The organism is Sphingobacterium paramultivorum, from assembly GCF_014109745.1.
Taxonomy (GTDB): Bacteria; Bacteroidota; Bacteroidia; order Sphingobacteriales; family Sphingobacteriaceae; genus Sphingobacterium; species Sphingobacterium paramultivorum.
Genome location: NZ_CP058555.1, coordinates 1,165,900 through 1,191,317, shown reverse-complemented (window position 1 = coordinate 1,191,317; position 25,418 = coordinate 1,165,900). Strand labels below are relative to the sequence as shown.

At 38.4% G+C, this 25,418-nt stretch carries 22 protein-coding genes and 1 pseudogene; 11 read left to right on the top strand and 12 right to left on the bottom strand.

Annotated elements, in window-relative coordinates; all coding sequences use genetic code 11:
* Positions 1-6 precede the first annotated feature (6 nt).
* Positions 7-4,203, bottom strand: a complete 4,197-nt coding sequence (gene treY, locus HS960_RS04900) for a malto-oligosyltrehalose synthase (protein ID WP_182331511.1) — start codon at positions 4,201-4,203, stop codon at positions 7-9.
* Positions 4,204-4,408: 205 nt separating this feature from the next.
* Between treY and HS960_RS04895 the strand changes: the two genes are divergently transcribed.
* The 4 genes from HS960_RS04895 to HS960_RS04880 all read left to right on the top strand — a co-directional run bounded on the left by HS960_RS04895 (position 4,409) and on the right by HS960_RS04880 (position 7,460).
* Complete coding sequence (locus HS960_RS04895; protein WP_120333754.1) at positions 4,409-4,891, top strand: adenylyltransferase/cytidyltransferase family protein; 483 nt, start codon at positions 4,409-4,411, stop codon at positions 4,889-4,891.
* A 15-nt stretch (positions 4,892-4,906) separates the two neighbouring features.
* Complete coding sequence (locus tag HS960_RS04890; RefSeq protein ID WP_153848124.1) at positions 4,907-5,389, top strand: adenylyltransferase/cytidyltransferase family protein; 483 nt, start codon at positions 4,907-4,909, stop codon at positions 5,387-5,389.
* Positions 5,390-6,189: 800 nt separating this feature from the next.
* The gene (locus tag HS960_RS04885) at positions 6,190-6,945 is read left to right on the top strand and encodes an immunity 22 family protein (protein ID WP_182331509.1); all 756 of its coding nucleotides are present in this window, start codon (positions 6,190-6,192) and stop codon (positions 6,943-6,945) included.
* Positions 6,946-7,052: 107 nt separating this feature from the next.
* Positions 7,053-7,460: a GNAT family N-acetyltransferase gene (locus HS960_RS04880; RefSeq protein ID WP_153848126.1), complete on the top strand. Its 408-nt coding sequence runs from the start codon at positions 7,053-7,055 to the stop codon at positions 7,458-7,460.
* A gap of 60 nt (positions 7,461-7,520) precedes the next feature.
* Here the strand turns inward: HS960_RS04880 and HS960_RS04875 are convergent, their stop codons facing one another.
* Positions 7,521-7,931, bottom strand: a complete 411-nt coding sequence (locus HS960_RS04875; RefSeq protein ID WP_182331507.1) for a hypothetical protein — start codon at positions 7,929-7,931, stop codon at positions 7,521-7,523.
* A gap of 370 nt (positions 7,932-8,301) precedes the next feature.
* Here HS960_RS04875 and HS960_RS04870 point away from each other — a divergent pair, with 370 nt between their 5' ends.
* Positions 8,302-8,853 carry a hypothetical protein gene (locus HS960_RS04870; RefSeq protein ID WP_182331505.1) on the top strand — a complete coding sequence of 184 codons (552 nt, stop codon included), beginning with the start codon at positions 8,302-8,304 and terminating at the stop codon, positions 8,851-8,853.
* A gap of 123 nt (positions 8,854-8,976) precedes the next feature.
* Here HS960_RS04870 and HS960_RS04865 read toward each other — a convergent pair.
* The 4 genes and pseudogenes from HS960_RS04865 to HS960_RS04850 form a co-directional block, all read right to left on the bottom strand.
* Positions 8,977-9,594 (bottom strand): annotated as a pseudogene (locus HS960_RS04865) (PD-(D/E)XK nuclease family transposase); the annotation flags it as partial.
* 54 nt (positions 9,595-9,648) lie between these two features.
* Positions 9,649-10,155, bottom strand: coding sequence for a hypothetical protein (locus HS960_RS04860; protein ID WP_153848636.1), 507 nt, complete (start codon positions 10,153-10,155; stop codon positions 9,649-9,651).
* Between the two features lie 331 nt (positions 10,156-10,486).
* A complete protein-coding gene (locus HS960_RS04855; RefSeq protein WP_182331502.1) occupies positions 10,487-11,128 on the bottom strand; it encodes a DNA alkylation repair protein in 642 nt (213 codons plus the stop codon).
* Positions 11,129-11,427: 299 nt separating this feature from the next.
* Positions 11,428-12,012: a hypothetical protein gene (locus tag HS960_RS04850; RefSeq protein WP_182331500.1), complete on the bottom strand. Its 585-nt coding sequence runs from the start codon at positions 12,010-12,012 to the stop codon at positions 11,428-11,430.
* Between the two features lie 452 nt (positions 12,013-12,464).
* Between HS960_RS04850 and HS960_RS04845 the strand changes: the two genes are divergently transcribed.
* Positions 12,465-13,430, top strand: coding sequence for an alpha/beta fold hydrolase (locus HS960_RS04845; protein ID WP_182331498.1), 966 nt, complete (start codon positions 12,465-12,467; stop codon positions 13,428-13,430).
* A complete protein-coding gene (locus HS960_RS04840) occupies positions 13,423-14,004 on the top strand; it encodes a YdeI/OmpD-associated family protein (RefSeq protein WP_182331495.1) in 582 nt (193 codons plus the stop codon). Before HS960_RS04845 ends, HS960_RS04840 begins: the two co-directional genes overlap by 8 nt.
* A 159-nt stretch (positions 14,005-14,163) precedes the next feature.
* Here the strand turns inward: HS960_RS04840 and HS960_RS04835 are convergent, their stop codons facing one another.
* Positions 14,164-14,988: an AraC family transcriptional regulator gene (locus HS960_RS04835; RefSeq protein WP_182331493.1), complete on the bottom strand. Its 825-nt coding sequence runs from the start codon at positions 14,986-14,988 to the stop codon at positions 14,164-14,166.
* 176 nt (positions 14,989-15,164) lie between these two features.
* Here HS960_RS04835 and dapB point away from each other — a divergent pair, with 176 nt between their 5' ends.
* The 3 genes from dapB (at position 15,165) to HS960_RS04820 (ending at position 17,683) form a co-directional block, all read left to right on the top strand.
* Positions 15,165-15,959, top strand: a complete 795-nt coding sequence (gene dapB, locus HS960_RS04830) for a 4-hydroxy-tetrahydrodipicolinate reductase (protein WP_153848642.1) — start codon at positions 15,165-15,167, stop codon at positions 15,957-15,959.
* Positions 15,960-16,316: 357 nt separating this feature from the next.
* Positions 16,317-16,913: a Crp/Fnr family transcriptional regulator gene (locus HS960_RS04825; RefSeq protein WP_153848643.1), complete on the top strand. Its 597-nt coding sequence runs from the start codon at positions 16,317-16,319 to the stop codon at positions 16,911-16,913.
* A gap of 173 nt (positions 16,914-17,086) precedes the next feature.
* Complete coding sequence (locus tag HS960_RS04820) at positions 17,087-17,683, top strand: hypothetical protein (RefSeq protein ID WP_153848644.1); 597 nt, start codon at positions 17,087-17,089, stop codon at positions 17,681-17,683.
* Between the two features lie 251 nt (positions 17,684-17,934).
* Here HS960_RS04820 and HS960_RS04815 read toward each other — a convergent pair whose 3' ends face one another.
* From HS960_RS04815 to HS960_RS04805, 3 genes are all read right to left on the bottom strand, one after another.
* On the bottom strand, positions 17,935-18,792 hold the full coding sequence (locus tag HS960_RS04815) for a helix-turn-helix domain-containing protein (RefSeq protein WP_153848645.1): 858 nt from the start codon (positions 18,790-18,792) through the stop codon (positions 17,935-17,937).
* A 236-nt stretch (positions 18,793-19,028) separates the two neighbouring features.
* Entirely contained in the window at positions 19,029-21,293 is a 2,265-nt protein-coding gene (gene ggpS / locus HS960_RS04810; RefSeq protein WP_182331491.1) for a glucosylglycerol-phosphate synthase, read from the bottom strand.
* A gap of 1 nt (position 21,294) precedes the next feature.
* Positions 21,295-22,284 carry an NAD(P)H-dependent glycerol-3-phosphate dehydrogenase gene (locus tag HS960_RS04805; RefSeq protein ID WP_182331489.1) on the bottom strand — a complete coding sequence of 330 codons (990 nt, stop codon included), beginning with the start codon at positions 22,282-22,284 and terminating at the stop codon, positions 21,295-21,297.
* A 193-nt stretch (positions 22,285-22,477) separates the two neighbouring features.
* Between HS960_RS04805 and HS960_RS04800 the strand changes: the two genes are divergently transcribed.
* Entirely contained in the window at positions 22,478-23,770 is a 1,293-nt protein-coding gene (locus HS960_RS04800; RefSeq protein ID WP_228280215.1) for a mechanosensitive ion channel family protein, read from the top strand.
* A 101-nt stretch (positions 23,771-23,871) separates the two neighbouring features.
* On the opposite strand, the gene HS960_RS04795 is transcribed toward HS960_RS04800, so the two are convergent.
* Together HS960_RS04795 and HS960_RS04790 are read right to left on the bottom strand one after the other, a co-directional pair.
* Positions 23,872-24,573: a transglutaminase-like domain-containing protein gene (locus HS960_RS04795; protein WP_182331485.1), complete on the bottom strand. Its 702-nt coding sequence runs from the start codon at positions 24,571-24,573 to the stop codon at positions 23,872-23,874.
* Between the two features lie 59 nt (positions 24,574-24,632).
* Entirely contained in the window at positions 24,633-25,382 is a 750-nt protein-coding gene (locus HS960_RS04790; protein WP_182331483.1) for a helix-turn-helix domain-containing protein, read from the bottom strand.
* Positions 25,383-25,418: the final 36 nt, after the last annotated feature.

Sequence of the window (25,418 nt, the reverse complement as noted above, 5' to 3'; positions counted from 1 at the left end):
TTATGTTTAACGGTTGTATAATTTTGTATAGTCATTTAATCTCGCCTGAAGTTTTGGAGAAAAAGCTCTTTTCTGCATGCGCCACAACCAATTTCCGGTCGTACTGGCAGGTCGGTTCATACGACAGGATCCATCAAGATTGAGGATATCTTGCATCGCAACAATGACTGTATCTGCGACAGAGGCGTAAAGTGATCGTATGAGGACCTCATTTACATTTCCACTTTCAACAATTTGTCCAAAATACCTATTGATATTTAGTTTACTCGATGATTTAAGATCTTCACGATACCAAGAAAGTGTTGTATTATTATCGTGTGTTCCAGGATAGGCAACAGAATTTCTGCAATAATGATGTGGAATATGGGGTGAATGTGCCATATCGTTATCAAAAGCGAACTGTAAAACCGCCATGCCCGGAAAGTTGTATTGATCGCGCAGATCATATACCTTCGCATCGATATCTCCAAGATCTTCAGCGATAAAAGGCATGTCATCTAAATGAACTTTTACTTGATCAAAAAAATCCGAACCAGGGCCTGTTGACCAACGTCCATTCTTGGCGGAAGTTTCTTCAAAGGGAACTTCCCAATAGGAAGAAAATGCCCTAAAATGATCAAGCCGTAGCCTATCAAACAGCGCGCAATTGTGTGAAAGGCGCTCAATCCACCATCTGTAGCCATCTTTTTTGAGTGATCCCCAATGATAAGTCGGCATCCCCCATAATTGCCCCGCTGCATTAAAGTAATCAGGCGGAACCCCAGCAACATTTTTAATAGTACCATTTGCTCCTATGGAAAAATAGTGCGGATTGGCCCAAACATCGGCAGAATCATAGGCAACATAAAATGGAATATCACCGATAAATCTTACGCCATAATCGTATGCGTAGTTTCTTATGGCATCCCATTGTCTGAAAAATAAGTATTGAAACCATTTTTCCTTTCGCAATTCATCTGCGAATTCAATTGCGAAATCGTTAAGTGCAGCGCTGTCGCGATGTTTGTATTGTGTTGGCCACTCATACCAAGGACGATTCCCATGTCTGTTTTTTAGGACTTTGAAAAACGCATAATCCTTAAGCCACGAGGATTCACGGTCTAAAAATTCGGAGAAATCAAGCGCATGTTGAACAGAAAGACGATTAAATGCCTTCTCCAAAAGTTTGTACTTTGTGAAGACTATATCAGCAAAATCTATTGTTTTAGAACTATTTCTTTTTAAAGCCTTTAGTTCCCCTCTTTCCAATAAGCCAAATTCCAGCAATTCATTTAAATCGATGAATAATGGATTACCTGCTCTACTACTTAGGGTGCTGTAAGGAGAATGGTTTTGCTCAACATCTGTAGGCCCTAAAGGAAGTACCTGCCACCAGCTTTGGCCGCTATAATGCAGTTGTTTAACAAAACGACGAGCTCCGGATCCCAAATCACCAATTCCATAGGATGATGGCAATGAGCTGATATGCATTAAAACACCCGCACTACGCTTAGTTGGGCTACTTTTGTATTTTAAAATAGCCATTGGAAGATCCCTAAAAATGGTATTCACTGAAATTTCTGTGCCTTCGCCCCCTATGTCAAATAGCATGTGATGCCAGGTCACGGAATGATTTACGGAAAGATGAACGCTCGTATCTGCCCAGTCAAATGAGCCAGGTACGAATTTGGAGATTTTACCGATAGCAGCGAGGTGTAGCGGAAGTACTACGATCATCCAATCATCTCCAGATCTACGCGCGAATGCCAAAATATGTTTACGGTAACGACCGCTTACTTTTAACGGAATATAACTGCTATCTGATGCAAGTGCAGCATCATGCTTTCTGAATTTTACCAATTCCTTAACTAACCATAGTTTAATTGTCCCATCGTATCTATTTTGCCATAATTGTCTAATTCGACTGTCGTTGGGCATATTTTCAATAGCCTTCAGCAGATTTTCACTTAATTGATAATCTATCGGTCGTCGATTGTCGGGATCAACAAAACTATGGTTCCAGAGTTCCGACCCCTGGTAAATATCAGGTACACCGGGACAAGTAAATTTCAAGATTTGCTGTGTAAGCGAGTTTAAAATCCCGAAATCAGCTACCGCCTCAATAAATTGATAAAAGCTCGTAAAAAATGGACGATCTTTATCAAGCAAAAAAGAGGCAAATTCCCGAACAGCGTCTTCATAGGTTAAATTTGGATTTTCCCAGCTCGAGCGCACTTTCCCTTCGCGTAGATATTTAACCAAGTAGTCCAAAAAACGTTTTTCAAATGCGTCGTATGCTTCTCCATCCTGTTTTTCCATTGGATAAGAGGCTACCAGCGACTGATAAATAAAATATTCATCATTCGGATGTGGGAGGTCTTTTCGATATTCATTCCAAACCACATCTTGCCAAATCTGAACCTGTTTAACCCATTTCTGAGCCATAGCGGTTAGGACTAATAAGCGACTTCGCGAATCCTCACCACGTTTGGTATCGTGGGTAGAACTTGCATTGATGGACAGTGGCCAAAATTTTTGCCTTTCCTGCATTAATTTGTGGAATTTCTTTTTACTTAGCCCCCAATTATCCGGATGATCGCCGACTTCATTGTGTCCTATTAAACGGTTGTATGTATACATTAACGTATCTTCCACACCCTTAGCCATTACAGGGCCGGCCAACTGCATACATCGGAGAAAAAAATCAACCACAGCAGTATGGCTCAGCGATTTTGAATCTACCTGTGCTTGCTCAAATAGTTCTCGAAATTGATTAACCAGCTTTTGATCGAGCTCGGGCTTTCGGGTCAACTTTTTAAAAAGAGAAGACAGCAGATTAAAATTGTTTGCCAACAGTGGAAAGCTTTCGTCATATAATCTATAAACAGGGAAAAATCCTAAAAAAGAGGTTAGAATATCTTTTAAAGGCCCTAGCTTATTCGGACTTTTAACTGCTAAAAGTGATGCCAATGACCGGGCCAGGTTATTAAGCTCGCCCTGCATGTGTTCATTGAGAATTATGCTCTTTTTTATATACTGTTGTTTTTTAATGGATAGATTTTCTCCAATAACTTTTCTATAATACTTATCCAATATTTTCTTTCCCGATTTACAGGAGCAAACATTATTGGAAGCCGATAAAAAATCGTAGCCTGTTGTTCCCTGTATAGGCCATTCGAGTGGAAGTTTCTCCCCCTGTTCAAGTATTTTTTCAGCAACTATATAAGGTTGTGGACCGATTAATTTCCTCAAATTAAATAAATAGTCAGTAGGCTTATAAAGTCCATCAATATGATCAATCCTTAGTCCATCAATCAGTTCTTCATCGACAAGTTTTTTTATCAGCTTATGCGACTGCTTAAATACATTTTTGTCTTGTACATTTAAACAAATCAATTCATTGACCGTAAAAAAACGTCTAAAATTTATACGTTGATTTGTAAACCACCAAGGACAAAGCTCATAAAGCTGACTAGCCACCAGTTCGTGAATACTTTCTAGATTATTATTAAATTGGTCAAGAATATGCTTTAATTTCTCATTGGGAAGGTGCTTAAAAATGTGCGCACGCAGCTGTCTCCACTCCTCGACATCTCCATTAGCTTGAGCCGTATATATTTGAACCAGAAGTCCACTAAAATCCGACTGGCTCTCTTTTAAATAATCATTAAGGACGAAAAAATAGGATTCAGGCGAAAGTGGATAAAGGTTTTCCTGATAAGAAAGCCGAAGACTATCATCTGAGAAAACGACAGCAATTTCGTGGTTTGAAATCGTTTCGTCTAAAATCTTAGACAAGATAGGCACCATTAACTTTCCTTTCTCGAATAAATTGGAACTATAGCAGGTATCAAAAAAATGGCTAAATTTTGATGTCTGTCCAAATTCGAGCAGATTCATTAGCCATTCATTCGAGGGATGAAACGCCATATGGTTAGGAACAATATCCTGTAACCATTTGATATGATATTCACTTAACTCTTTTTTAATGGATCTCAGCTCGTCCAGCGTACCAAGTTCACTATTTATTTTATTGAAATTTGTGCCGTCATAACCATGCATACTCCCTGGTGTTGACTGAAAAATAGGTGCAGCGTAGATTGTATCGATGCCCAGATCTCTTAAGTAAGGAATAATTCTCTTGAAATCCGAAAAGTTAAATTCTTTATGAAACTGAATTCTGTAAGTAGTGTTTGGCGTATTTATGGATACATTTCTATTCATCTGCATGGCTCGCTGAATTTCATTTTAGATCAGAACGTCGGCCAGCAATTTTAGTTCATATGAATTTCAAAAAAGAAAGATGGAAAAAAGGTCCAAGAATTCTGAAAATACTACAGTAAAAAAATAATTTAAAATTAAAACGAATCTTTTTGAGCTACGTTCTACCTATACTTCTTCAATAATTGCAGTTTTAAACTAATATAAAATGAAAAAAATAGGAATTACGTTTTCTGCTTTTGATCTGCTCCATGCAGGTCACATTAAAATGCTCGAAGATGCCAGAGAACATTGCGACTTTCTGATCTGCGGCCTACAAACCGATCCAACACTTGATCGTCCGGAGAAAAACAAGCCAACACAATCTGTATTTGAACGCTATATGCAATTAAAGGCATGTAAACATGTAGATATGATTATTCCATATGCAACAGAACAGGATCTGGAAGATGTATTACGTTCGTTCAAAATACATGTGCGGATCTTAGGCGATGAATATATGGATAAAGCATTTACAGGAAGGCAATATTGCGAAGAAAAAGGAATAGAATTGTATTTCAATAGACGGGAAAACAGGTTTTCGAGTTCTTCTTTACGCCGAATAATTGCATCGAAAGAAAGAGTCAGTGCGGGTTCAGTCGTAAACATAAATGAGGGAGTTAACTATGCCTTAAAGCGTATAAATGCATAAACTAATAATGAATATATGAACGTAGGTATTATTTTCGGCGTATTCGACATGTTACATGTAGGCCATATTGTTGCACTACAGGAAGCTAAGAGCAAATGTGATTATTTGGTTGTAGGACTTAAAACGGATTCAAACATACAGAATGCTGAATCCCATGATGCAGCACAAACAATGGTCGAACGGTTTATCAAATTGGAGGGTTGTCAATTTGTTGATGAAATTATTCCTTTTGAATCGGATAAAGACATCACGGATATGCTTCAGTCGCTGCCCATTCACAAGTATTTTATAGGTGAAGAATATAAATTGGTCGATTTTTCAGGAAAGGATTATTGTATCTCGGAAGGAATCGAAATATGCTATATCAAAAACAAAAATAGGTTCTCGAGCCAATCACTTCGAAAAACTGTAAGTGACAAAGAAGCCGAAAAGGGAGAAAATGCTTTTCAGCACAAATCTGACATGCTATCCCTAAATCAACGTATACCTCAATTTTAGAGGTATCAATATATCGGTAGCGATAAGTAGAAAGCTTGTAAATAACAATAATATCGTTAGGTATGGAAAAAATCAATATTGGTATTATTACGAATTTGAGAAAGCTACTGTTCGCCTACCGTATACTTTTTTCTGAGCATATACAAAGTCCGGCAAATATTGTACTTGAAGCAACTTCTATTGATTCTATCAGCAGCAATTCTCACATCAATGAAAGGCCAGAATTGCTGCTGATAGATTATCGCCTCGTATTTAAAGACACAGCACTTTTCTTTTCGTTTGTAAATTATTTTTATCCCGACACGGTCATTTTACTTATTGTACATCAAACTTTTCTTTGTGAAGCAAAGCGATGTACAAATTATGTTCAATCGGTTTTATCCCCTAACCTGGACATTAATCAACTTTTTATGCTAATAAAAAATTCAGTTTTACAGTCTAACATTGTTAAACAGTGAATTCCCTTTTTTTTAAATTCGCCATTGTTTTCTCTTGTAGAGCGACCGACAAAGAAATCTACATAGCTCGCCCCTATGTCGCTAAAGACAGTGGTGCCGATAACAACATTGGCAGCTATTGGAATTGGTCGTGGTATGTTGAATTAATAAGTTTATAGCTACTAACTTTCAAGATTATAACAAACTGTAACGCTAAGGTATTGGTTTGGAAGTAGGATTGGTTATGGGAAATCGTAAGTAATATACCCAAGGATGTTTCTGAGGTAATTAAGGGGAAAATTTCTATACAAAAATGCTTTATCTTTAACATTGCTAATTCAGATTCTTAAATTACATCACAGGATGAAAAAAATACATGTATGGTTCGGAAAGTTTAAAACGGAGAAAGAATTAAAAAAATATCTTGATCAAAATGACTATCTGGAAGCATGGTCTGTTTATGACAACGCACCGCCAACCCGAAACGAAGAGGACGATAAAGAACCAAATACGGAGTTACGCTGTGATTTTTGCAAGGAAGTTCATTTGGATAACTATGATGAAGATCTCATGATAATGAAATATTATAAGAACTCTCTAGATATCAAAACCATTGCAGATGATATTGGTGTAGATAAAAAGGAGTTAGAAACATTATTAAGAGGACATAGTTTCATTGGTTTTAACGCTGTTGTAGCTTTTGAAGACAATGACCTAGATGAAAAAGATGCTTCACGTTCTGAAACGATAAAGTACATTGGGAAATTGGCTCAGTTTTCAGACCAGTCTTTATCAGATTATGAGGTTCATTACTTATGGATAGGAGACAATAAAATTGATAAAAAGAATATTCTCCAACAAGCGGCACTAAATAAAAAGGATATTATAAAACTGAATTATTACCATACTTCAAAAAGCGAAAAACTTGACGAGATACTGATTCTCCAAATAGAAGATTACAACATTGCCGAAAAGATGATTCTCAAAGTTGAAGAGCTGAGAATGATCACAGCCCATTCCGTACTTGAACTTGTTGTAAAAGGCTCAATTGAAATACATGGTGAAAAAATTGCCGATATGCTCGGTATGAAATATATTGGAAAATTTGACAAGGAATAAAATCTAATTTGTTTTTTACGGTTTGTAATCTTCGATTTTCACATATTCGCCTATTTACGAACGAAGAACATTTGCTTAAAATACCAACGAAAACTACAGAATAATATATGAACATACAGCTAAGTGTCAATAGAGATTTAAACGCAACCGACATACTACAACTTTATCAAGCTAACAAATGGAGTGCAGCCGATAAACCAGAACTACTGATCAAAGCACTCTTAAATTCGCATTCCTTAGTTACGGCATGGGATGGTACGATATTGGTAGGTCTAGGAAATGCTATTTCCGATGGATACCTCGTGGTTTATTATCCACATCTACTGGTGCTACCCTCTTATCAAGGCAAAGGTGTTGGGCGTTTGATTATGGATAAAATGCAAGAGATTTATAAGGGTTTTCACATGCAGATGCTTACGGCTGATGGAAATGCTATCGAATTTTATAAAAAGAACGGCTTTGAACGAGCAGGTCAAACAGAGCCTATGTGGATCTATTCTGGGGGTGATCACTGAGAGAAGGTTAAGGTTAATACTTTTTCATATGTGTATATTCGGGTGGAAGGGAAAAAACTGCTATGATGTGACGTCGTGATTAATCTTCCAGGAAAACTTTTTACAGTTATCAAGGTTTTCAAATTTAAATGATTCTATCCAATCATATTTTCCATCCTCATCTTGATATAAAACTAAATTGTCAGCTTTAATATTTTCAATAAATGATGATAATTCTGCAACACAAGCTTCTAAATCATCTAACACATAACATGGAATATGACTATGAATATCTGTTTTTCCATTTGGATCTTCGATTCCAATAGTTATTTCGGTATTATATGTTGCAATCCAAATTGAAAATATTCCGGATTCACTTTTCAAATCACAATCAAAAGATCCATCATCTTGAAACTTTATTGTCTGAGCAAACTGTGGATAATTTCCTTCCAGGAATTTAAGTATTAATTTCGAAAATTCTCTTTGTTCCATTTAGTACTTGATTTACAACTATATCACATAACTCTTAAATATACGCAATTTGCCAAATTAGAAAGTTAATTTTAAAGTCGATCATGACTTATGATCATCCAAAAGTAACGATTAAAATAACCTTACATACAATTTAAGGCCAAGATATCGGTTGAATGGAGGAATGGTTACGGGAAACTGTAGCTGATTAAACATTAATCCCAATTAAGGAATTTGTGAAGACTGATTTTATATTTTGCCAATACAAATACTGTTTTGTAAATTCAATTATTAGGAAGCCAATTTAATACCTAAATATCATAGCAATTAATTTTAGAGCATTCATCACATTATCATGGAACTAAGGGAGATAGAAAAAAACTATGAAAGAATGTCGGATAACAGGCTCATTGAGGTTATTACCACAAATGCGCAGGGAATTCAGCCGGAAGTAGTTAGTATCATAGAAAATGAAATTAAGAAGCGCAACCTCGACCCTGATCTTTTAAATAGTTTAATAGCCCAAAATGAACAGCATTCTATTGAAGATATTTATCATTATGCGGAACTGCTGCGGAATTGTCCCTGCCCTATCTGCAACAATACTCGGGACAAGTTAAATGGGACAATCTACCACAGTATCAAAAGCATCATAGTTATGAGTATTACCGAAACTAGATGGATCATTGCCTGCCCGGATTGTTTGGACAAGCAAAATCGAAAAGCCATTGTATCCTGCTCACTTCTTGGTTGGTGGGGAATTCCCTGGGGGATACTGAAAACCCCCGTGTACATCTATAGAAATTTAAAGGTAAAGGGCGAAAACAGGATCAGCGATCCAAACGGTCCGCTCCTTTCATTTACAGCTGACAATATAGGTCAAATAAAAGCTTTCGAGAATAATCCTGAAAAATTGAAAAATGTTATTAAAGATTTAAGATAACGATTAATACAAATTAACAATAAAAAGACCTTATAACAGTATAGCAACCCTTTATGAAACCCCAACTGGATATGGTGGTTGCCATTCATCTATTGGTAGAGCAGTCATCCAAAATAAAGAAACTTAGAGTTTTTCGACCTCTTCGACAGAAAGTCCAGTGCCCTTAGCAATATCAGCTATAGGTAGCCCCATTTCCTTAAATGCTTTAGCAGTCTCAAGAGCTTTTTTACGCTCTCCTTCTGCTAGTCCTTTGGCTTTACCTTCTGCTAGTCCTTTGGCTTTACCTTCTGCTAGACCTTTAGCGTGACCTAAAGCTTCTCCAGATTTCTTGGCCGAATTAAATACGCTCTCAGCATCACGCTTATGTTTTAAACTTGCTTCGTATGACATTAGCTCCTCCGTTAATTTACCTATCTCTCCTATCTCAAAGATAAGACCAAATATTCTTTTATCCAAAAATGATGGCAATCTATCCATGGTACTCAAATGTTTAAGTAAGTACAACCACTGATCCATAACTGTCTTTAGTTCTTCTGGCTGTTTATTAAATAATGGAAGCGAAATCATTTTATATCCCAATTTATCATAGAATATTTCTTTGGTCAATTTGTCACACAGCGCCACATCATAAAAATAAGGACGCTCTGTGAGACTGGATATACCAGAACTTCCATTTCTATCCATGTCAAATTCCAAAATACCGATAAAGTAAACCTTCGGCAGGTAATAATCACTAACCTTCTTACCTCGCGCTAAAAAGCCTCTGCTACCACTTGCTCACTTCTACATTATTCTTTAATGCTCTTGCTTGCATAAATTTTTAATATCCTCAGGAATTAATCCCCGTTTAAAAGTCAATATTTTTTTTTCAGGGGGAAGTGCGATCTCGCGTGTAAAATATTGACCGCCACTATAAAAATACCTGGCCTTTCCCGCTAAAACCTCCACTGCAATAGTCTCATCATCGACGATAACGAGCTTCAATTTGACAGCTTTGCTTTCAGCGCTGAATCCATTATTGACATGTTTAAGCTTCAAAAGATAATCTGCTTGCATCCCAAAACTAACTGCAAACGTTTGGGTATGCTCTCCGATTCGATAGCAGATCGTATCATTTAATACAATAAGTGTTCTTATGAGGGTTTTCTTTTCAACAGTTTGCACTTTCTCTCTTCCCTTGCCAAGGGGATCCAATGAAATACTATCGACAAATTCATATACACCATTCTTTAAATGAGCCTGCGCAAATGCCACATCCATTTCCATTATCACAAAAATTAATATGCAAAACATCCACTTCATATCAGCTTATTTAAACCAATTTACAGTTAATTTGGTAGTGTGTAAGACTACTTTATAATTCGTTCGGAGACATTTATTATTCGCTATAACTTCATCATTATCTGTAAAATTTCATTATGCCGATTTTCCATTAATGACTAGACTGAGCTGTAGATTTCGAATAAACGGGTTCTTCCCCACTTTAGGTGGTAAATCTATTATATTTATCTAGCGCTGAGCGTTTGAATTTTAATGACTGCATCAAAACTTGTTTTTTCGGGAGATGGCGATACCTTTTGGGTTATATCAGATTTTGTTGATTCTACTTTCAAATCATCAGTAAATAATGCTTTTATAGCTTTCGTTTATTGCTTTCAATGACAATAAATTCTGGTAAATATTCAGGTGTACAACCTTTTGAAACCATTTTACCTTTATAAAGTCCAGTTTTTTCGCCAAGTGCTATACAACGATTCCGATATTTTTTTTCATAAACTCCAATCCAACCTGTTGTAAAATTCATTGCCCATTGCACTTCCGGTTTTTCTTTTTCAATTTTACTTTCAATTTTATTAAGCAATTCTTCACTGTTGGGTTGTGGTTGTCCAGTCCAACGCAAACGACCTTGAAAATACCAATAAGTTCGTCTTTTTAGCGAGGACTGGTTATCTTCCCAACTTTCTATTAAAGCAATTGTCTTTTTGTCTTTTGTTAGTTGGTTCGCCATGAGCCAATCAATCATTTGAAGTCTCTCGTTTTCGTTATGTTTCTTAATGTCAGCAACTAATTGATCAATCACTTCTTCGGTTAGAAGTTTCTTGTCCATAATCAAGATTGCCAATTGACGGACAAAAAAAAGCTTGGATGACCAAAGTTCCATTGCCAATTCGTGATCTTTTTTAATATCCTTGGCAATAATTCGCAAGTCTCCAAGTTTCGTATTCTTTTCAGTGATCTTTGTCAGTATATTTTCTACTTTTTGTGAAAGTTTCATTTCAGTCCTGTTATTTGTTTGACATCATTTTCACGGTTGCTTCTAACTCTTAAATATACGCAATTCACCAAATTAGAAAATAGATTATATGGAAAATCCTAAAAGATATTACATCATGCAATTGGAAGAAATATAGACTCCTCGCATTTTGTATTGCTTTTTTACTCTTTTTTTGCTTTGTATTGTTGAATTCAAAACACGAATATTTGTTGTTCTCGGAAGTGGTTTGGGCTAATTGTTTCTTTCCAATCTATATCCTTTCAATTGGCAACTGTATCGACATGACGATAAGTATATGCCTAATGGTTAAGGGCGCCGGCGAGCGGAAAGAGAATAAGAAAACCGGCTGCTGTCGACTCACTGGGCACAACTAAATCACCCTGTTTATCTAGTGCAAAGCAGATAGTTTTGGTAAAGAATCTATTGACTAATACATAGATGTCAAGGTCAGTATTTCTGAAAGAAACAAAGTTTTGCGATTCGAGCTTAACTTTCCGCGTTCTTTCTCGAACGACATTTCCTAAGGTATCAATTAGTTTGAAATGGATTTTATTTTTTTGAGTGAGCTCCAATGAAGTTTTGTAAAGATAATGCAGGCTATCCGTTTTATAGTAATTTGGTTCAATATAGTTCCATAGACAATATTCATTATAGACTGCACTCTTCGCTTGGCTGCCATGATTGTGGCCTATTATCTTCTGAGGATAATTATCAAAGATATATGTTTCTCTCAATTCTACCTTCGAAACGCTATGTGCCGCAGCATTTTGTGCTAAATACTTGGGCGATATGGAAGTGCAAGAGATACACGAAAAGATAAATACCACTGAAAATAGTGCAATGGCTAGCGTGCGCATATTGTGATGTTTTTTGATTTCTTTCATAAGTTCTTTTGTTCAATGGAAATTTTATAAAAGAAGTTTTATAGAAATTAAATCTACTTAATTTATCCGTCCCTTCCAACCATAGTCAAACGAACAGCTTTCGCACATTACAAAGAAATAAATGGTGCATATTTTAATGTTGCATTAGCTCTAAACTTACCAAAGTTTCATTTAAATAATTGTGATCGATTAAACATTTCCTGAGTCCTTCTCATCGCTGGAAGAACGACCGCCAAAGAAATCTGCATAGTTCGCTCCTATATCGCTAAAGACAGTGGTGCCGATGGCAACATTGGCAGCTAGCTATTAACTTTCAAGATGATTACAATACACCCGATCCCTTGGTTTTAAATATTAGTTTTTTGGGGAGATACACTTTTGATTACTGACATCCTATTGTCACAGACCAGCTTTAAATTTGCCTCATGACAATTTTATCAAACAATAAGAACATGAGTGACATATCATCTGGTACAGCATCCGATCAAATCGAATTTCCAAAACCTATTTTCATTTCAGTAAATAATGTAGTATTGGAAGTATTTGAAGCAGGAAGACAAAATTCGGGGGAACCGATTATTCTCTGTCACGGTTTTCCGGAACACGCATTTTCCTGGCGCTATCAGATACCCGTTTTGGTCGCTGCAGGTTATCACGTAATTGTCCCGAATCAACGTGGCTATGGTAACTCATCCTGCCCGACCGAAGTAACGGATTATGATATAAAGCACTTGACCGCTGACCTTATCGCTCTACTTGATTATTACGGATACGAGGATGCCACCTTCGTCGGTCATGACTGGGGTGCCAATGTGGTATGGAATCTAGCGCTATTGTATCCTGAACGGGTAAATAAAATAATAAACTTAGCGCTGCCTTATCAGGATCGCGGAGAACAACCATGGATTGAATTGATGGAAATCCTATTTGGAGAAGACTTCTACTTTGTTCATTTCAATAAGCAAACCGGAATTGCAGATGCTATAATGAATGAAAACGTACACCAGTTCCTGCGTAACATATTTCGCAAAGATATCCCTTCCGCTCCCCCGGCTCCCGGCATGCTAATGATCAATCTCGCAAGAGCAGTAGAACCCGCTGGGAAGCCTTTAATGGACAAAACCGAGCTGTCTGTATTTGTTTCGGCCTTTGAATTATCTGGATTTACTGGCGCCATAAACTGGTACAGAAACCTTGATCGAAACTGGCACCTGATGGCGGATATCAAGCCGCTCATTCATCAACCGACGCTGATGATATACGGAGAACAGGATACGATTCCAAAGTCTGAAAATCTTAAAAATATCGTTCCCAATCTGGACATTGTCAGTCTGGATTGTGCTCACTGGATTCAACAGGAAAAACCGGAGGAAACAAACCGCGCAATTTTAAAATGGTTAGCCCAACAAAATGCATAATAAGGATATAGATACCTATTGTCCTCAAAGCCAAACAGATTGGAGACAATGGTTGGATGAAAACCATCTGTCCAGACAATCTGTTTGGCTTGTCTTTTATACAAAAAAGTCAGATATTCCTTCATTAAGTTGGAGTGAGGCCGTTGACGAAGCACTTTGCTTCGGCTGGATTGACAGCACAAGAAAGACGATCGACAATTCTTCTTACATGCAATTTTTTACCAAAAAAAAACCGAAAAGCAACTGGTCAAAAATCAACAAAGAAAAAGTTAAGCAGCTCAGTGAAAGTGGGCGAATGACAGAGGCGGGTTTAGCATGCGTGGAAGTTGCAAAACAAGATAGATCTTGGACAAACCTGGATGAAATAGAAGAACTAATCATACCAAATGACTTAGAAATTGCATTCGAAAAACATACTGGCTCGAAAGATTATTTTCTACGTCTGAGCAAATCAACAAGAAAAATAATATTGGGCTGGATTATCCTTGTCAGAAAACCGGAAACTAGACAAAAGCGCATAGCTGAGGTTGTAGAAAGCGCAGTACTACATCTAAAACCAAGACATTTGCGGTAGAGAAACACGTAATCTGCGGGATTTACACACATCGTTTCATTAATTTAACTGACAGTCAATTCAATGATTTTGATCCCTAATTCTCTCTCTGCTCGGGCCATACATATCATCGACATTGTCCCAGGATTTGGTGCAGGTAGATTAGACGCAATCAAAATATCAATATCTAGCTGTAAGAACCTTTTTTTTCATAGCTCTAGGACCATCTTTCATGATTGCTTGATATGAAGAAGTAAACGCAGACAAACTTTTATATCCGACCATATATGCTATTTCTGTAAGTGTAAATTTCTTTTGATCAATCATTTCGATACTTTTTAAAATCCTAATGAGCTGGTGGTATTTTTGAACTGTAATACCAGTTTCCGCCTTAAAGATTCGTTGAAGACTACGTGCTGACATAGCGGCTTTTCTGGCTAGCATTTCTATATTAATTGCGTATTTAAAATTATTATTGATCTCCTCACAGATTGGAATCAGTTTTTCATTTGATGGTATAGGAATTTGTAGGTTGTGATTTTCAGAACAAAAGTTAGGTAAACAATTCAATATTGCCTGCAAAAAATGATATTGTTCTTTGTTTTCTTCAAAATTTTGGCTCCATTTAGAAGCGTAACCTAACATCTCACGCAATACGGTAGGCACTGCAAATACGTGTACGGATCGGAAAAAGTCGAATTCGGGCACATTTGCATATAGTATAACCATTAAATCGACATGTTCTGCTTCCGAACGGGATTTGTGTTTTACTTTGGAAGGAATCCAAATGACATGATTCTGAGGAACCAGGTATATTCTGTTTTCAATATAAAAATATTGATATCCTTGGGAAACAAAGCTTAATTGGCCTCGAGCATGTACATGTTCGTAATCATCATGTGTCCAGTTATTTTGATACCATACATAAGCATCTAAATTTATTGGATCTGAAAACTCTCCCTTCTTACGTTCAATTAAGCCACATTTATTCTTGTCGTTTTGCATATAGTTATTGGCAAATTTAATAAAAAAACATAAGCTAGCTTTGTACTATCATTTACAATATCGGTGGACATGAAAAAAATGAACATGGTAACACTTGGTCACTCATCTATACCGGAAAATTTATCTGTAGAAATACAGGCTGTATTTGAAGTAGAATAAATAAAACAGAAATTAGTATGAAAAAAGTTTTTATAGCCGGAGCCACAGGTTGGGTCGGTAAAGAATTGAGCAAAGCGATTGTGGCTAGTTCAGATTATACATTAGTCGGTGGGCTTTCAAGATCCGAAGAAAATTTATCGGACATTTTAGGTTTAGATCAAGGGGTAATTCCGCTATTTGATTCAATTGAAAAAGCAATTGACAAGGTGGATTTTGATATTTTGATTGATTTTACATCCCCAAAAATTGCAAAGGAAAATATTATAGCTTCAATTAAGAATGGAAAAAATAGTATTGTTGGTACATCGGGGCTTTCAGATCTGGAATATGAGGAGATCGGCTCGCTTGCAGAGGAAAAAAATGTATCTGTGTTAGCTGCTGGTAATTTTTCAATAACGGCTGTTTTATTACAAAGATTTTCGGAAACTGCAGCGAAATATATTGATCACTTCGAAATAATAGACTATGCATCCCAGAAGAAGGTAGATGCCCCAAGTGGAACAGTTGCTGAACTTGCCTATCGCCTTTCTAAGATTCAAAAACCAGTTTTAGATGTGCCTATAGAAAACACCATTGGTTATAAAGAAACGAGGGGAGCTACAATCAATGGCATTCAAGTCCACGCAGTTCGCCTTCCGGGTCATATACTCGGTGTCGAAACAATCTTTGGTATGGAAGACGAAAGACTGAATATTAAACACGAAGCAGGAAGCGGCACAGCACCTTATCTTAAAGGCATTTTTATAGCTTTAAATAAAATAGATACATTTAAGGGACTCAAACGCGGCTTGGACACAGTAATGGATTTCTAAATCAGATTAAAATTATCAGAAGGAATGTTAGCATACCTGATGCGGACCACTTATTGAAAAAATATAAAAAAGGGATTTTGGTCAATCATTTGTTCTGGTCTTCGCAATACCTTACTTGGTGGTGGCGGTGTAGGCGGTGCACCGAGAAGGTCCAGTTATTCTGGAAGAATGCCGAATGATAGTATCCAGATAAGGGGGCTGCAAAACGGATGAAGCGGTTATGTTAAATCTATCATATTTATCTAGTGGTCATTGATATCGAAATATCCAACTGAAGAGAAAAATCAATTTTAGCTATTTAAAATATACGTTATATTTATTTGAAAGTAACAGCATCATGTAGCCCCGCTAAAACAAATGACAGAAACAGAAAAATATCTTTCAGACTTTAAAACAGCTGTTAAAAGCGTATATCCTATTTCGGATAGGGCATTTGATTTGTTGGCTCAAACCGTCTACATTCAGCAGTTTAAGAAAAACGAAGTTTTACTAAGAGAAGGACGTGTCGCCAATGACATTTTCTTTGTTTGTAAAGGGGCCTTAAACTCTTATTTTATTGATGAGAAAGGAGCTACCTGGAATAAATGGATTTATTTGGAGAGGGATTTTGCGAGCACAAGATTTTCGGCAATTATAAAAACGGCCAACGATTTTAAATTGCAAGCTATTGAAAACACTACCGTGGTATGTATGCCTTATCATCAAACAAGAGCAGCTATTAATCAAAATGATGAACTAAAAAACCTTTACATTGCTTATTTGGAGAAAAAATGGATAGTCATTAATGAAGAAAGAGAAATTTCTTTACTGACCGAAAGTGCCACCACAAGATATCTCAAATTGCTGGCGGCACATCCAGGAATTGATAGGAGAATTCCACTACAATATATTGCTTCGCACCTGAGCATTACCCCAACACAGTTGAGCAGAATACGTAAAGGGCTAACCAAATAAAAAAATCATTACGCTCAACCTATGTAGAGTGCGTTCTCGAAATCGCACTTTATTTTTGCTTATTATCAAACAATAATAAAGCATACTATTAAACTCTTTGAAATAGAACGCATCGTACTATTAATTGAAGAGTGAAATAGGAGAACGTAATAATTAACAATTGAAATTAAATTATGCAAACAATTTCCAAAACACTAAAAATATTTCTAACCGCACTTATTCTTTCCAATATCGTACTGATGGCTTGTGTGGTCTACTTTTTTCTGAACAACAAGCAAAGCTTAACCGCGGAAAGAATAGATATCAAGGACAGATCTGGAAAAAATCGTGTCGTTATTGCAAACACAGATAACATTCCGCAACCTATTATCAATGGGAAGACGTATAAAAGGGCTTACGCTCCCGCGGGTCTAATTTTCTATGATAAAAATGGAGACGAAAGAGGTGGTTTGGCAATTACTGATAATGAAGAGACTAACCTGAATGCCCTCGCATTTGATTATCAGAATGCAGATGCCATTGGTATCTTGGCACAGGATAATAAACACGACAATTATTTCAGGGCTGGTCTATTGATTAATGATAAAGATCTATCCGGTAAGCCGGGGCATAATATTAACCGGATAAACCTGCTAACGGAGAATGGGAACGCTTCTTTGGTGATGAAAGATAACAATGAAATACCGAGAATTATTTTAAAGGTGGACAGTCTAGGTAATCCTTCTATCGAAATGTTGGACGATAAGGGAAAAGTGAAATGGAAACAATAAGCTATAATCGAATGACAACTACCATTGAAAACCATACTCCTTATCATACCAACGCATATAGCGATAAAAACTTTTGGTTAAAATAATAACCCACCTTTTTCGGCACAACTCCATGGCATCAAAAGTGAAAAAAGAGTAATGAACCACCCGTCGGCAACACAGAATGCCCAATTTTTGCTCAATTTAGTTCATTGGCTTGACCAATGAACTGATTTAGCTAGGCTAAGCTGATTCCTCTGGGAATAAATTTGTCATATAATTGATATACGATAGTCGAGTGGACTAATTCTTGTTTTCTTTTTAAACAGTCTGGTTAATGACTGAGGTTGATCAAATTGCATTTTTTTAGCGATTTCAGCTACTGATAAATCAGTTTCAGCAAGTAATTCCTTTGCTATTTTAACAATAAAATTGTCAATATGATACTGTGCTGTATTTTTAGAAGTTTTTAAAGAAACATCATTGAGAAATCGTGTTGTACAATTTAGTTTCCTGGACAATAATGTTAAACTAGGAAGTAAAAACAAGCATTTTCTTTTGCTATCAAAAAGAGTGTGCAGCTCGCTCATGAAATCTTTTTGTAACGCTCTAAACTCATTCAGCTTATCTTCCATTAACTGTTGATAAAACCTTTGCATATGTTGTAAAAGCAAATCAAGATATGAAATAAGTATTTTAGACTGCGTTTCACTCATGGGCATCTTAGTCTCGAGGTCTATCAGTTCAAAGATATTTTTTATAAGCCTATAATCGTTATTCGATAAGATCATCGATTCCTGAATGGAGTATTCTAGAAACCCAAATTCTTTCAATTTATTTCGCAGACTATATCCTGTAAATAGATCTGAACGGAATGCAAAATAAGCCCCTTCTTTAAAATATCCTCTTATTTCTTGAACCGGAAAATACTGGTTGCTGAAAAATAATAAGATATGTTGTCCACGATGATCCTTATTTGAACATCCAAACACAATCAAGAAATATTTATCATCAATCCATCTTTTGGCAGAATCAAAAAATTGCTCCTCATTTCCAAAATTGTCAAAATAATAACTGAAGCTTGCACTGAAAGCATTTTGAAATTCATTATTATTACCAGTATTTATCATATTTTATTTTTTCTTCGAGACTTTGCGCGTTATTTTTTATTGAATTATTCCCTCAAGAAAAACCCTCGTTAAAACAATATTGTTTGTAAAATAGAGGGATTTCCTAAGGGATACATCCAGCAGCTTCGTTTTCAACGTTATTTTGTCTTCTATTCAAGAAACCAGATTAACACGGATTTCTAATTCTTTTTTTCTAAGATGGCTAAAAAAGCACGTTTGACACCTAAGACTAGCAGTTACTTCTTTTCATGAACAATTGCTTTACCCGATTTTTCGAGCTCTTTCACAAAATCCCGCCCCCAGTAATGGATATCGTAGTGCTCAATATGCTCGTACAGCCTGCGCGCTCTGACCTGAGCCTCTCCGGGTTCCATGACCAAGGCTTTCAACAGTGCATCTTTCATGCTCTTACGGTCATAGGGATTAGTCAATATGGCATAAGGCAATTCGACCGAGGCACCTGCAAATTCTGAGAGCACAAGAATCCCGGGAGTCTCCAATAACCCATGGGTCGCAATGTATTCCTTTGCGACTAGATTCAGTCCGTCCCGCAGAGGCGTAATCCAGGCAATATCGCTCAGCGCATAGTGCTTGACCACTTCCTCAAAAGGCAAGGCCCTGTAAAAATATTGGATCGGGGTCCAGTTCATCGTTGCATATTTACCGTTGATCTCACCCACGGCCTGATTCACCTGATCCCGGATTTCGTCATAGATCGTCATCCCCTGTGATGGCGGCGTACAGACATTGACCAGTTCGATCTTGCCTCTAAATTCTGGGTATTCGGCCAGAAATTCACCAAAAGCCTGGATTTTTTCCAAGGGGCCTTTGACGTAATCCAGGCGCTCGATGGATATGATACGCGTTATTCCTGATCCGGCTTTGTTTTCTTTGAGGGCATTGATCTCGGTCTTAACCTTATCATCTGTCAAAATCTGTTCGATATGATCCCTGTTGACCCCCACCGGCTGTGCGCCAAGCCTAATCTGCCGGCCATCCACCTCAATGATCTTGGTCATCTGATCGACGCCGAGCGCACAGCTATAGGTCAGGAACTGATTGGCGACATCAACTTTTTTGACCACTTTAAATGGTGTATGGCTACGGATCACATCCACAAAATTCTCGACATAACGCGGGATATGAAAACTGATAAAATCACAGAGCAGCAGGCTGCCGATAATCTCTTTGCGCCAGGGAATAATATTGAAAATATCTGCTGCCGGAAAAGCCGTATGATGAAAAAAGCCAATTTTCAGATCCGGGCGCATGGTCTTTAAAAAAGAAGGCACCATCCACAGATTATACTCATGGATCCAGACCAGCGCCTCCTCGTCGGCCTCGCGGGCAATCCGCTCGGCAAAGCGCTTGTTTATCATCAGGTAATGTTCCCAGTCCTCGTGGTTGAATTTTGCCCGGTCCACAAAGGAAAAGATCGTCGGCCAGAACGCCTCTTTGGAGAATACACGATAGAACTTATCGATATCCTCTTTAGACAGCGATATGGTGGAAGCGACCAGATTAGGGTATCGGCTTTCGTCCACCAGCTGATTTGGAACCGGCTTTCCGTCCTGCTGGATGACTTCCTCCCCGATCCAAAGACCGGAGCGTCCCTTTTCAAATAAGCCCAGCAGCGAAGGAATGATGCCGTTCGGGCTTTTGGGCGTTACCCTTACCGTCTTACCGTTTACCGACTCCTTTTCAAAAGGCAGCCGATGGTACACCATCACCAGCTGGTCTGATTTTTTGGATTTTCTTTTTCGAGGCACCGATTTTTGTTCCCCGCGGATCAGCTGCTGAAACGGGCGGTATTTGCCCATGTACTCCAGTATACCGCCCGCTCCAGCGGCCTCTGCACTGTACGCTGTATCCAACTGATCAATGGCCTGCAGCAGCCCCGGCTCAGATTTTCCGACAGCAACACCACGAAAGCCGATCTCAAACAAGGCCAGATCATTCAGTGTATCGCCAGCTACCATCACATCATCTGGGTCAACGGCCAGAAATTCAACCAGCTTCTTTAATGTCGTCCCCTTATTGACCCCTCTGGGGAGCAAGTCCAGGTATTTATCGGCCGAAGTAATGATGTCGCAGTCGTACCTGTCCGCTACCTGCTGCACCAGGCTATGGTCCACGCCGGCTTCAAAATAAAAGGAGCTGCGGCGCTGCTGCGGTACATGCTGGTAATTCAACTGCGGTATTTCCTCCAGCGCCGCCCGGATGGCATAAGTCTGCGGCCATTTTTCCTCGATCTCACTCTGCAGCGGCTCAATCGCTTCCAGGCTATGGCCGTTAACGACCGTGGCGCCCACATCCGCAATAATGAAATCCGGCACCGGAATAAGCGGGTCGCTCAGCAGCGGCAATACCGACTCCAGCCCTCTTCCGGTGACAAAGACCAGCTGCATATTCGGGCTAGTTTTTATCAATCTATATAATCTGAGGCGGTCTTCCATCTTTCCGCCCAAAAAAGTTCCATCTAAATCTGTTGCTAATAGCATATTATTTTATATTCCTTTCTAAAAGTTTAAATTCATCAATTGCGGCCATATGGTTGTATAGCACACGATATGTTGTCTGTAAGAGGGGCAAATTGAGCCCGAGGCTCGAGACTGTCGCCATCAGCCCCCTGGTTGCAAAATATCCCTCAGCGACCATGCCCATGAGTTGACGGGCTTCGAACACCGAATATCCCTGGCCAAGGTATTTACCGAAAGTCCGGTTACGGCTATGCGCGGAGTAGCCCGTCACCAATAGGTCGCCCAAATAGGTGGAGCTGCCCAGTCGGACATCGGGCGCACCAAGGGAATGCAGCAACAGCCCCAGTTCGTCAATCGCATTGGCCACAAGCACCGCCATAAAGTTGTCTCCATAATGGAGTCCTTCGGCCATGCCACAGACGATGCCGACGACATTTTTGTAAATAGCGGCGTACTCCACGCCCAGCATGTCGGGGCTATAGTTTACCTGCATATAGCTTGAAGCGAAGCCCTTGGAAATCTTACTGATAAAGGATTCGTTGGGACCGCACAGGGTCATATAGGTTTTCTTGTTCCGTGCGATTTCTTCGGCATGGCATGGTCCCGCAATGATTGCCTGCTGAAAATCTTCCAATTCAAAATACCTAGCGAGATAAGCACTGGGAAGCAGGTTGTCCGGGCAGACGGTTTCTTTAATAGCGGTGATCACAAACTTTTCGGCAAGGTCCTTTTTGGGGATTGCGGCGCAAACTTTGTCCAGATGCGCACTGGGCACGACGAAAAGAATTACTTTCGATCGGGCCACGATCTCGTCCAGCTGATCGGACGCATAAATTTTTGTATTGTCAAGTTTTAAAAACGATAGGTAGTCAGGGTTAACAGCATCTCGGTTTATCGAGCGCACCTGCTCTGAACGCCGCAAGTACCAGTTGGTATGAATGCTATTTTCTGTCAAAATTTTAACCAGGGCCGTGGCCCAACTCCCACCACCTATCACACTAATCTCATTCAAATCGTTGGGGGTTTTAAAGACGCGAAACAGAAAATTTTCGCCATCGGGTTATCTATTAATTTATCAATATACGTAAAAATTAATCAATAAGCAAACTTTACGCGTAAAAACAGGGTTAAAGGGGTATTTTCCACGCCAAAATCCGTGTTTATATTTCTTCGTAAATTTGTTTGTTCATATGAAAAACTTAAACATGCTTAAACTCAGTGAACAATCATCAAGTTCAATTTATCAGTACATTTTTAATTTCTTTGCCAAATTGGGTTTACCCGAGCAGCAGGCACATATTGTTACGGCCGCCGGGTTACTTTTTGCTTTTGCGGTGCTGCTCTATGCGCTCGATTATATCATGCGCAAAGTATTTTATTCCGCATTGAACCGGATTGCCCGGCGGACCTCGACCAAATGGGATAATTATCTGTTGGAAAACAAAGTGCATGTACGCGTGAGCCGTACCCTGCTCGTGCTGCTTGCAAGGCAGCTGCTGCCGGTGATCTTCGTTGGTTTTCCGGTGCTTACAGCGGCTATTGTCAAGTTTCTGGATATCGTGGTATTGTTCACCATCTACCATCTGGCCAATAGCCTATTAAAAACCTGCCGCGATATTTTTCGTGGTTCAAATGCGTTTAAGGACAAACCCATCGACAGCTACCTGCAGGTGGTACAGATCTTTTTAATTTTTGTGATAGGTACACTGGTCGTTTCCCTGCTGACCGGCAATTCGCCCTGGTCCTTTCTGGTCTCGCTCGGGGCGGCGTCCGCCATCCTCATGCTCGTATTTAAGGACACTATCCTAGGCTTTGTGGCCAGCATTCAGGTGTCGGCGAATGACTCGGTCCGCGTAGGAGACTGGATAGAAATGCCCAAATACGGTGTGGACGGCGACGTGCTGCAGATCAACCTCAACAATGTGAAGATACAGAACTGGGACAAGACCATTGTCACCATTCCGACCTATACCCTTCTGAGCGATTCATTTAAAAACTATCGTGGAATGCAGGAGACTGGTGGCCGTCGGATAAAACGGGCATTGAACATTAAAATGTCTTCGGTGCGCTACCTCAGTGCGGAGGAAATCACGGCATTAAAAACGATCCGGCTGTTGGCTCCTTATATCGAAAAAAGAGAGCGCGAGATTGCCGAGTACAATAAAACCTGGCATACAGACAGTTCCTCGCCCGTCAATGGTCGCAGGATGACCAATATCGGCCTGTTCAGGGCCTATGTACTCGCCTATGCCAAACATAACCCCAATATCCATCAGGAACTTACTTTATTGGTCCGTCAGTTAGCCCCTAGTGAATACGGTATTCCGCTGGAACTCTACATGTTTACCAAGGGGACACAATGGGCCTATTTCGAAGATACGATGGCCGATATTTTTGACCATCTACTGGCCGCCATTAAGCACTTTCACCTACAGGTATTTGAACTGCCTGCATCCGACGACCTGCGGCTGCTCGGCGCGACGGAACCCCGTTCCTAACAGTAGCTCCTCTGTTGCGATAAACCTAAGCTTGCCCGGTGGTTTCAATCTTATTGCCGCTGGGCAGTCATCAAAAGACCGCCATTTTACCAAACTGCCTGTTACCTGCCGTTTCTTATCTTCGCAACGTTTTTGTTCATCTTGTGCCTAACGATATTTTTGAAAACAAACCTTTCAAAAACGTTTAATTTTTGTTGATGTTGTTCGTAAAATTCGTCAGGCGTATCGAATAAACCAAAATCCTGATTGATTCCTTTGTCTTGAATAAACGTATTGTTTAAATCCCAATCAATTGGTGGATTTTTAAAGTTATCAGAGTAAGCTCCATAACCACAAAAAGTAGTTTTACAATCGCTATTTTTCTCTTGTAGTTTGGCTAAATATATTTTGTCCAAAATCACACCTTCTAAAAAATACCATTGTTCATCGACCAATATTTCAACCCAACTATGCAGTATGTTTTTAGGCGAAAGTTTATACCAAATTCCCGTAATCGCTCCTTTTTGTAATGCTTTATCAATTGTAAATCCGTGAATACGATTTGGTATCTCCGTAGCTCTCAATAAAGCCATTAACAAGGTGGCTTTCGTGTTGCATTGTCCATACCCGTCTTTTAAAACAGCTGATGCTGAAATGTTATCCGAAAGATTATAACCGAATTTTATTTCATCTCTTACAAAATTATAAATGGCTTTTATCCTTGAAATCATATCAAGTTGATTCCATTCTCTCTCGTTCACTAATTTCTGAATCGAATCGTGAGAATAGTCAAGAATTTTAGTTTCTTTAAGGTAATTGTTCATATCCCTTTTTTACACTACAAAGATGAACAGCAACAATAAAACAAACTTGTATAAAGTGGCTATTTTAACGATGACAAAAATTTAGGCGTAAGTCTAAATGTTTCTTTGAATATTCTGCTGTAATGGGAACTATCTGTAAATCCAAACTGATGTGCAGTTTCGGTAATCGAATGTTCTTTTAAGTAAGGTAATGACGTTATGAGTTTATTCCAAAGTTGGTATCGTCTGAAATTAAGATTGGTTTTCTCTTTGAAAAGATGTAAAAAACGTGTTTCGGAAAGAAAACAAATATTCGCAATCTCTTTAAGCGATACAATTCGGTCAAAATTTTGTTCTAAATATTGAATTGCTTTGTAAATTCTTTCGTCTTCAAAGTGATTTTTAAGTTCACATTCGCATCGGAAGTTTACGAAATAATTGTTGATCTTATTCGTCAAATTAATAAAGTCAGAATCATTTTGTAAATAATCTGCAAAAATTTCTACAAGTTGTTCAAAGTCTTCATCCAAACTCGTAATCTTAATGTTTCTGTATTTATTGTATAATTGATGACCTATACTACTAATCGGGTTTATAAGAATAATCAACGAAGTTTCATTACTTTTAAATTGGTGTAGTACATTGCTGTTAATGAAACAAGTCGAGTAAGAATTTTGGTTATCTTTCTCGTCTGTGATTTTAAATTTTCCCTGTGAAGCAACACTGATTTGCAAAGCAAAATGTTTATGCGAAACGTTGTCGTTAAACTGTCCAACGAACACTCCCATTGTTTTTTCGATATGTATTTTATTTTGAGCGGTGTCGTTCATTGAAATGGCGGGTAACAATTGTATTTGCGAAATCAA

Coding starts and splice junctions, on each gene's coding strand:
- HS960_RS04850 (WP_182331500.1), bottom strand. CDS start 12,012: ATGAAAGAAATCAAAAAACATCACAATATGCGCACGCTAGCCATTGCA.
- dapB (WP_153848642.1), top strand. CDS start 15,165: ATGAAAAAAGTTTTTATAGCCGGAGCCACAGGTTGGGTCGGTAAAGAA.
- HS960_RS04795 (WP_182331485.1), bottom strand. CDS start 24,573: ATGAACAATTACCTTAAAGAAACTAAAATTCTTGACTATTCTCACGAT.
- HS960_RS04860 (WP_153848636.1), bottom strand. CDS start 10,155: ATGAAGTGGATGTTTTGCATATTAATTTTTGTGATAATGGAAATGGAT.
- HS960_RS04855 (WP_182331502.1), bottom strand. CDS start 11,128: ATGAAACTTTCACAAAAAGTAGAAAATATACTGACAAAGATCACTGAA.
- ggpS (WP_182331491.1), bottom strand. CDS start 21,293: ATGCTATTAGCAACAGATTTAGATGGAACTTTTTTGGGCGGAAAGATG.
- HS960_RS04800 (WP_228280215.1), top strand. CDS start 22,478: ATGCTTAAACTCAGTGAACAATCATCAAGTTCAATTTATCAGTACATT.
- HS960_RS04890 (WP_153848124.1), top strand. CDS start 4,907: ATGAACGTAGGTATTATTTTCGGCGTATTCGACATGTTACATGTAGGC.
- HS960_RS04840 (WP_182331495.1), top strand. CDS start 13,423: ATGCATAATAAGGATATAGATACCTATTGTCCTCAAAGCCAAACAGAT.
- HS960_RS04835 (WP_182331493.1), bottom strand. CDS start 14,988: ATGCAAAACGACAAGAATAAATGTGGCTTAATTGAACGTAAGAAGGGA.
- HS960_RS04885 (WP_182331509.1), top strand. CDS start 6,190: ATGAAAAAAATACATGTATGGTTCGGAAAGTTTAAAACGGAGAAAGAA.
- HS960_RS04895 (WP_120333754.1), top strand. CDS start 4,409: ATGAAAAAAATAGGAATTACGTTTTCTGCTTTTGATCTGCTCCATGCA.
- HS960_RS04815 (WP_153848645.1), bottom strand. CDS start 18,792: ATGATAAATACTGGTAATAATAATGAATTTCAAAATGCTTTCAGTGCA.
- HS960_RS04880 (WP_153848126.1), top strand. CDS start 7,053: ATGAACATACAGCTAAGTGTCAATAGAGATTTAAACGCAACCGACATA.
- HS960_RS04825 (WP_153848643.1), top strand. CDS start 16,317: ATGACAGAAACAGAAAAATATCTTTCAGACTTTAAAACAGCTGTTAAA.
- HS960_RS04870 (WP_182331505.1), top strand. CDS start 8,302: ATGTCGGATAACAGGCTCATTGAGGTTATTACCACAAATGCGCAGGGA.
- HS960_RS04875 (WP_182331507.1), bottom strand. CDS start 7,931: ATGGAACAAAGAGAATTTTCGAAATTAATACTTAAATTCCTGGAAGGA.
- HS960_RS04820 (WP_153848644.1), top strand. CDS start 17,087: ATGCAAACAATTTCCAAAACACTAAAAATATTTCTAACCGCACTTATT.
- treY (WP_182331511.1), bottom strand. CDS start 4,203: ATGAATAGAAATGTATCCATAAATACGCCAAACACTACTTACAGAATT.
- HS960_RS04790 (WP_182331483.1), bottom strand. CDS start 25,382: ATGAACGACACCGCTCAAAATAAAATACATATCGAAAAAACAATGGGA.
- HS960_RS04845 (WP_182331498.1), top strand. CDS start 12,465: ATGAGTGACATATCATCTGGTACAGCATCCGATCAAATCGAATTTCCA.